Here is a 7,561-nt window from a genome sequence, read left to right as displayed (position 1 = left end):
GGCGTGCGGCGGCAGGTCGCCGACGAGGCGCGACTCACACTCGCCGCCCTCGGCTGACCTGGGCGCGGGACCTACGTCCCGGCGAGATCGGGACCACGTGCCGGTCTCGCGGTGACCGATCCAGGCGGCTGAGGCAGGGGTCAGCGGGGCGGGACGATCTGGACCGGCCCGCCGACCCGTGCCTCGACCCAGGCGCGGTGGAAGTCGCTGCCGGGCGCGACCTCGGCACGGCGCTCCGGCTCGCGGAGAAGGTCGACCGGGCACTCGATGCGCTGACGGGCCGGCGGCTCGGGGCGAGGACCGCTGTGTGCCGCGATCGCCTCCGCCAGCGCCTCGGCGACCGGCTTGCGCCGGTGGTCGACGGTGAAGAGACCGAGGTCGTACTCGCGCTCGGGGAAGTCGACCAGCGATCGGTCCAGGTCGTGGGAGCACCACCAGGTGATGCCGAACAACGCCGGGTTCTGGGCGACGTGGTCGATCGTGCCGGTGACGAACTCGCGCACGCTGGCCGGAGTGATCTCCGGCAGGGGAGCGCCGATCTCCTGGAGCCAGACCGGGCGCCCCGGCTCCGTGGCGTACGCAGCGGCGAGCTCGACCAGGTAGTCGGCATGCGTGAGCGTGGCCGGTCCCAGGGGTGCGTCGATCGCGCCGACGCCGTTGAAGACCCAGGAGTGCACGGTGCTCAGGTCGCCGAGCGTGGTGACGTCGGCGGGCGCGAAGGGGTGGTCGGGGGCGTAGAACGCGTCGTCGAAGAGCGAGTGGAGGCAGAGCAGCCCGGGGGCCGCCTTGCGGGCGGTCTCGAGGAGCTCCTGGGCCCAGGCGCGGGAGTCGGGGATGGTGGTCGGATTGGACGGCCACAGGTTGTTGACCTCGTTGCCGAGGGTCAGCGAGAAGACGTTGTCACGGCTCGCGACCGCCGCGGCGAGGGTGTCGACGTAGGCGCGCAGACCTTCGCGCACCTCCGGGTGACTGAAGACCGATCGCTGGTGGTGGGTGAGCACCCACGACGGCAGGAAGTCGAAGCTCGACAGGTGGCCCTGCACCAGGTCGACGCAGACATCGAGCCCGCGGGCGGCGGCCAGGTCGATGGTGGTGAGCACGTCGTCGATCGCCGAGGAGCGGATCAGCGAGCGGTTGGGCTGGATCCACGGCCACACCGGGAAGATCCGTACGTGGTCGAGACCGAGGCCGGCGAGGTCGTCGAAGTCCCGGGCGATCTGGTCGGCGTCGAAGTCGAGCCAGGAGTAGAACCAGCCGGACGAAGGCACGTGGTTGGCTCCGAAGCGCAGCGGGGCGGGGGCTGAGGGGGGCGGGTGAGCTGGCACCCGCGCAATATAAACCGTTTAAGTAAACCGGGCAATCATGAGTCTGCGGGTGGAGCCGTGCTCTCGCGCGGGACGAGCACCGGCGTGCTCGACTGGTGGCGCACGGTGAGGCTCGGGTCGGCGATCAGCCGAAGCAGCTCGCGGGCGGCCTCGGTCGCCCAGCCCTGGGTGTCGCGGGTCAGGGCCGTCAGGGCGGGATGGGTGAGCCGGGCCAGCAGTGAGTCGTCGAAGGAGAGGATCGAGAGGTCCTGCGGCACCCGCACGCCCATCTCCAGTGCGACGCCCAGCCCCGCCACGGCCATCACGTCGCTGTCGTAGACGATCGCGGTCGGCCGGTCGCGCCGCGACAGGACCCGTCGGGTGATGACCGCGCCCTCGGAGTCGCTGTAGTCGGTCGGGATCGAGACGACCTCGGCCAGCTCGTGGCGCTCCTTGGCCTCGGTCAGCACGTCCATCCGGCGCTTGGTGTGCAGGAACTGCGGCATGCCTGCGACGTGCACGACGTTGCGGTGGCCGAGGGCGGCGAGGTAGTCGACCGCCTCGTGCATCGCCTCGCTGTCGTCGGCCCAGCTGTAGCTCAGCGACGTGTCCGGGAGCGGTCCGCCGAGCACCATCACCGGCACGTCGAGCGCTTCGAGGACGGCGAACCGGGGGTCTTCGATGAGCGGGTCGAGAAGAACGAAACCGTCGACCCGCTTCTCGGCCGCCCAGTTGCGGTAGGCCGCCATCTCCGCCTCGGGGTCCTCGACCACGAGCAGCTGGAGCGCGGTGCCGTCCTCGGCCAGGCCGGCCTGCAGACCGGAGACGACCTGGCCGAAGAAGGGCTCGAGGCCGAGCGTGCGTGCGGGACGGGAGAGGATCAGGCCCACCGCTCCGGCTCGGGAGTTGCCGAGGGACCGGGCCGCACGGTGAGGGCGCCAGTTCATCTCGTCGGCGACGGCCAGGATGCGCCGCCGGGTCTCTTCGCTGACGCCCGGGCGCCCGTTGAGGGCGAACGAGACCGCGCCCTTGGAGACGCCGGCGCGCTCGGCGATGTCCGCGATGGTGGGTCGTGCCATCGGCATGTCCTTCCTGGGGTGAGGCAGGGACCGATTGTGGCGTCCCTCACACGGATGCCTTGACGGCACACCTCGTTCGGTGAATGATACGGCCCGAACTTAACCGCTTTATCAAAAGCTTTCAGCAAGGAGCCGAAAATGAGCGTACGCCGGTTGGTGGGGGTCGCCGCTGGATTGGCCATGGGCATCACTGCGTTGACGGGTTGCGGGGCCGGCGACGAGCCGTCCGCCGGTGACCTCGAGGGCAAGATCGAGGGCAAGGTCTCGATCCAGACCTGGGCGCTGAAGCCCAAGTTCACCGACTACGTCGAGGGTGTCATCGCCGCCTTCGAGAAGGAGCACCCGGGCGTCGAGGTCACCTGGCTCGACCAGCCGGGCGACGGCTACGACCAGAAGGTGCTCACCCAGGCTCAGTCCGGCGACCTCCCCGACGTCGTCAACCTGCCGCCCGACTTCGCGCTGCCGCTCGCCGAGCAGGAACAGCTGCTCGACCTCGAGCAGGCCGACGTCGACCTTGAGGGGACGTTCGTCGAGGGCGGCCTGCAGGGCTACCGCTACGACGGACTCGACGGCACCTACGGCTACCCGTGGTACCTCGGCACCGACGTGAACTACTGGAACACCAAGCTGCTCGAGGACAACGGCCTCGACCCGAAGAACCTCCCGACCGACTGGGACTCCCTCTTCGAGCAGGCGGCGACGTACCAGAAGACGGCCAAGGGCTCGTCCTACCTGATCAGCCGCAAGCCGGGTATCAACGACTTCCAGAACCTCGGTGTGGAGATCTTCAACGAGGACGGCACCGAGCTGACCTTCAACCAGCCCGAGGTGGTCGAGCTGGTACAGAAGTTCGCCGACGGCTACAAGGCGGGCCTGCTGCCGAAGAACCTGCTCTCGGAGGAGTTCCAGGGCAACTCGGCGATGTACAACGAGTCCAAGGTCGCCTGGACGACCGGTGGTGGCCAGCACATCAACACGACGCTGCAGACCGAGGCGCCCAGCCTCGTCGACGTGACGACCTCGAACCACGCCTTCGGTGACGGCCCGCTCTACGTCCAGGGCCTCTCGGTCAACGCCAAGTCCGAGAACCTCGCGGCCGCCAACGCGCTCGCCCAGTTCGTCACCAACGCCGAGAACCAGAAGGCCTTCGCCGAGCTGGTCCCGGGCATCTACCCGAGCACCACCGAGTCCGCCGAGGACGACTACTTCTCCAAGAGCGACGGCACCAACGCCGGTGACGCCCAGGTGACCGCGTTCGAGACCCTCTCGACCGCCATCCCCAACAATCCGCGCTGGTCGCCGGCGATGGAGACGATCCTCCAGCAGCAGCTCGCCGCGGCGATCACCGGAGACGCAACCCCGCAGGAAGCCCTCGACAAGGCCGTCGAGGAATGCAACAAGATCCTCACCCAGTGACGAGTCCGATCACGAGGCCGGGTGGCCAGGTGCGTGACCACCGGTGGTTCACGCCCTGGCTGCTCGTCGCGCCGGCCGTGGTGTGGCTGTGCGTCTTCAACGTCTATCCCGCCCTCAACACCATCTACATGGCGTTCACCAACACCAAGCCACTGGGCGGCGGGGAGTTCACCGGGGTGGCCAACTTCGAGCGGATGCTCGACGACGACCAGCTCGTCCACGCGCTGACCAACTCGATCCTCTACATGATCGTCTGCGTACCGCTGCTGACACTGCTGCCGCTGCTGCTCGCGGTGCTGGTGGAGAAGAAGCTGCCGGGCCTGACGTTCTTCCGGGTCACCTTCTACACGCCGGTGGTCGCCTCGGCGGTCGTGGTCGCGCTGATCTGGAGCTGGCTGCTCGACGACCGCGGCGCGATCAACTCGATCCTGTCGGCACTGCAGGTGGTCACCGAGCCGATTCCGTTCCTGACCGACCGCTGGTTGCTGCTCTTCAGCGCGATCAGCCTGACGGTCTGGAAGGGGCTGGGCTACTACATGATCATCTACCTCTCGGCGCTCGGGAACGTCGGCAAGGAGCTGCACGAGGCGGCCGCCGTCGACGGTGCCGGCCCGGTCCGTCGCTTCTGGAGCGTGACCGTCCCAGGCGTACGCGGCACGATGCTGCTGATCACGATCCTGATCACGATCTCGGCACTGCGCGTGTTCACCGAGCTCTACGTGATGACCGGCGGCACCGGTGGCCCCGGCGGCAAGGTGAGCTCGATGGTCATGCTGATCCAGCTCTACTCGACCGGCTTCACCGGCAGCCTCGGCTACGCCTCGGCGCTGAGCCTGCTGCTCTTCGTGCTCACCCTCCTGCCGATGCTGCTGCTGGCCCGGCTCAACCGGAAGGACGGCTGATGACCGACACGCAACCGCGGGCGACGCGCGCGAAGAGGCAGAAGTCGTATTCGTTCCACCGGATGTCCACGGGCGAGATGGTGACGCGCTACGCGTTGCTGCTGGTGGTGCTCGCGATCACGATCCTGCCGTTCCTGTGGCAGCTGTCGACCTCGCTGAAGTCGATCGACGAGGACGTCTACTCCTCGACGCCGAGCTTCATCCCGGAGCACCCGACGTTCGCGAACTACGCCAAGGTGGCCGAGGTCGTCCCGGTGGTCGACTACGCGATGAACTCGGTCGTCGTCGCGGCCCTGGTCGTGGGCGGCAACATCCTCGGCGCGACGATGGCGGGCTACGCGCTGGCGAAGCTGCGCTTCCGCGGGTCGAAGCTGGTGCTGGGTGCGCTGCTGGCCACGCTGATCCTGCCGGGGGAGGCGACGATCATCGCCCAGTACGTCACGGTCCGTTCCCTCGGGCTGACCGACACGCTGCTCGGGGTCGCGCTGCCCGGCATGATCGGGATGATCAACGTGCTGCTGATGCGGGCAGCGTTCACCGCGATCCCCGACGAGCTCGAGATGGCGGCCAAGGTCGACGGCGCCAACGCCTGGCAGCGGCTGATCCACGTCAACCTCCCCGGCGTACGCGGCATGCTCAGCGTCATCTCGATCTTCGCGTTCATCGGCGCCTGGGACGACTTCCTGTGGCCGCTGATCGTGCTGACCGACCCGGAGAACCTGACGCTGACCGTCGGCCTGCAGTATCTGTCCGGCACATTCACCAACAACCCCCGCCTGATCGCGGCAGGCACGATGATCTCGTTCATCCCGATCGTGATCGTGTTCGCGGTGCTGCAGCGCTACTTCTTCCGCGGGGTCGAGGAAGGGGCCATCAAGGGATGACCGACCTGCAACTGACCGCCGCCGAGATCGCCCGCTTCGAGGAGGAGGCCGCCCGCCTGCTGGCCTTCGCCCGCGGGTCCCGCCATGAGGGCGGCGGCTTCGGATGGCTCGACGAGCGCGGCGCGCTCACCCCGGGCCGGCCGGTCGAGACCTGGATCACCTGCCGGATGACGCACGTCTTCGGGCTCGCGCAGCTGCGTGGGGACGCCTCGGCGGCTGCGTACGTCGACCACGGCGTCGCCGCGCTGACCGGGCTGCTCCACGACGCCGACAACGGCGGCTGGCACTCCGCGGTCTCCCCGGAGACCGGAGAGGTGGTCAGCACGGTGAAGGAGGGCTACGCCCATGCCTTCGTCGTGCTCGCCGCCACCACCGCGTACGCCGCCGGTCGCCCCGGCGCGGAGGCGTTGCTCGCCGACGCGCTGAGCGTGATGGAGGAGAGGTTCTGGCGCGAGGGCGACGGGCTCATCGTCGACGTGTGGAGCGCTGACTGGGCCTCGCTGGACGGCTATCGCGGCGTCAACGCCAACATGCACGCCGTCGAGGCGTTCCTCGCCGTCGCCGAGGTGACCGGTCGCCGGGTCTGGCTCGATCGCGCGGTGCGGATCCTGGAGAGGGTCGTGCACGGGTTCGCGCGGGAGCACGACTGGCGGCTCCCGGAGCACTTCACCTCGTCCTGGTCGGTCGAGCTGGACTACAACATCGACCAGCCGGGGCACCCGTTCCGGCCTTACGGGGTCACCATCGGGCACCTCTTCGAGTGGGCGCGGCTGGCGCTGCACGCGCGGACGCTCCTCGGGGTGGAAGCGCCATCGTGGCTGCTCGCGGACGCCCGGTCGCTGCTCGCCGCGGCTGCCTCGCGCGGCTGGGCGGTCGACGGCGCTTCCGGCTTCGTCTACACGACCGACTTCGCCGACGAGCCCGTCGTGCGCGAGCGGATGCACTGGGTCGCCGCCGAGGCGGTCGCCGCTGCCTGGACGCTCTTCCGGGACACGGGATCCGCCGACGCGCTGGCGGACGTACGCCGCTGGTGGGCCTACTGCGAGGAGCACCTGGTCGACCGCGAGGGCGGTTCGTGGCACCACGAGCTCGATCCGGCCAACAAACCCTCGGCCACGGTCTGGCCCGGCAAGCCGGACGTCTACCACGCCTACCAGATGGCGATCCTGCCGCTGCTGCCTGCCGCGGCGAGCTTCGCCGGTGGGGCGATGAAGGAGCGCGTGTGAGCCTCACACTCGGGACCGGGCCGGCCGACCCCGTCAACGCGCGGGCCGGCGTGGGGTACGCCTCGCCGCAGACGTGGTGCTTCGCGGTCGAGCCGGGCGTCGGTGAGGTCGAGGCCGAGCTTCCGCTGGGGGCGCCGATCGAGGTGGCCGACGGGGACGAGCTGAGGTTCGTGGTGTTCCCCGAGTCGGCCGCCGAGGACGAGCGACGGTGGGAGGCGACGTACGTCTGTGTCGACGGGTTCCTCGACGACGGCCGGCGGCTCAGCGAGATAGGGGTGGTGGACCAGTACGGGCAGGCGCTGACTCCTGGCGCGCAGGGCGACGGGAGGCGGGCCTGGGTCGATCAGTGGAACCTACGCCGAGTGGCGCTGACCGGTCTTGCCGGGCGCCGGCTCGAGCGGTTCCTCGTCGTGGTCCGGGCGGCCGACGTGCCGCTGCGGTTGTGGGTCGACGATGTCGTCGTCGGACCTGCCCGGGTGCTCCCGGCCGAACCGCTCGACCAGGTCGACACCCGGCGTGGGACCCACTCCAGCGACCGGTTCTCGCGCGGCAACAACGCGCCGCTGGTCGGGCTGCCGCACGGGGGCGTCTTCGGGCTGCCGATGACCGACGCCGCCGCGGGCAACTGGCCCTACGCGTGGCACGCACACAACCGCGACACCGGCGGCGGGCCGAACCGTCCGGCGATCGAGGCGTTCGCGACCTCGCACATCCCGAGCCCCTGGATGGGCGATCACGGGGTCTTCCAGG

General features: G+C 69.5%; 6 protein-coding genes and 1 pseudogene. 5 read left to right on the top strand and 2 right to left on the bottom strand.

The genetic code is table 11. The features are described 5' to 3' along the window. Positions 1-140: 140 nt before the first annotated feature. Together ACFVJS_RS24735 and ACFVJS_RS24730 are read right to left on the bottom strand one after the other, a co-directional pair. Positions 141-1,268: a glycosyl hydrolase gene (locus tag ACFVJS_RS24735; RefSeq protein WP_378885984.1), complete on the bottom strand. Its 1,128-nt coding sequence runs from the start codon at positions 1,266-1,268 to the stop codon at positions 141-143. A 92-nt stretch (positions 1,269-1,360) separates the two neighbouring features. Further along, positions 1,361-2,383 (bottom strand): LacI family DNA-binding transcriptional regulator, encoded by a 1,023-nt coding sequence (locus tag ACFVJS_RS24730; RefSeq protein ID WP_378885982.1) that lies wholly within the window; start codon positions 2,381-2,383, stop codon positions 1,361-1,363. A 138-nt stretch (positions 2,384-2,521) separates the two neighbouring features. On the opposite strand from ACFVJS_RS24730, the gene ACFVJS_RS24725 reads away from it, so the two are divergent. From ACFVJS_RS24725 to ACFVJS_RS24705, 5 genes and pseudogenes are all read left to right on the top strand, one after another. Continuing rightward, the gene (locus ACFVJS_RS24725; RefSeq protein WP_378885980.1) at positions 2,522-3,799 is read left to right on the top strand and encodes an ABC transporter substrate-binding protein; all 1,278 of its coding nucleotides are present in this window, start codon (positions 2,522-2,524) and stop codon (positions 3,797-3,799) included. 29 nt (positions 3,800-3,828) lie between these two features. Continuing rightward, on the top strand, positions 3,829-4,701 hold the full coding sequence (locus ACFVJS_RS24720) for a carbohydrate ABC transporter permease (protein ID WP_378885986.1): 873 nt from the start codon (positions 3,829-3,831) through the stop codon (positions 4,699-4,701). Next, a complete protein-coding gene (locus ACFVJS_RS24715) occupies positions 4,701-5,585 on the top strand; it encodes a carbohydrate ABC transporter permease (RefSeq protein WP_378885978.1) in 885 nt (294 codons plus the stop codon). Before ACFVJS_RS24720 ends, ACFVJS_RS24715 begins: the two co-directional genes overlap by 1 nt. Continuing rightward, complete coding sequence (locus tag ACFVJS_RS24710) at positions 5,582-6,811, top strand: AGE family epimerase/isomerase (protein ID WP_378885977.1); 1,230 nt, start codon at positions 5,582-5,584, stop codon at positions 6,809-6,811. Before ACFVJS_RS24715 ends, ACFVJS_RS24710 begins: the two co-directional genes overlap by 4 nt. After that, positions 6,808-7,561, top strand: a pseudogene (locus ACFVJS_RS24705) (glycoside hydrolase family 92 protein); the annotation flags it as partial. The gene ACFVJS_RS24710 and the pseudogene ACFVJS_RS24705, both read left to right, overlap by 4 nt.

Origin of the sequence: Nocardioides sp. NPDC057772 (assembly GCF_042798075.1) — a bacterium.
Classification (GTDB): Bacteria; Actinomycetota; Actinomycetes; order Propionibacteriales; family Nocardioidaceae; genus Nocardioides.
Note: the sequence above shows the minus strand (reverse complement) of the source record. Positions and strands in the feature narration are given on the sequence as shown.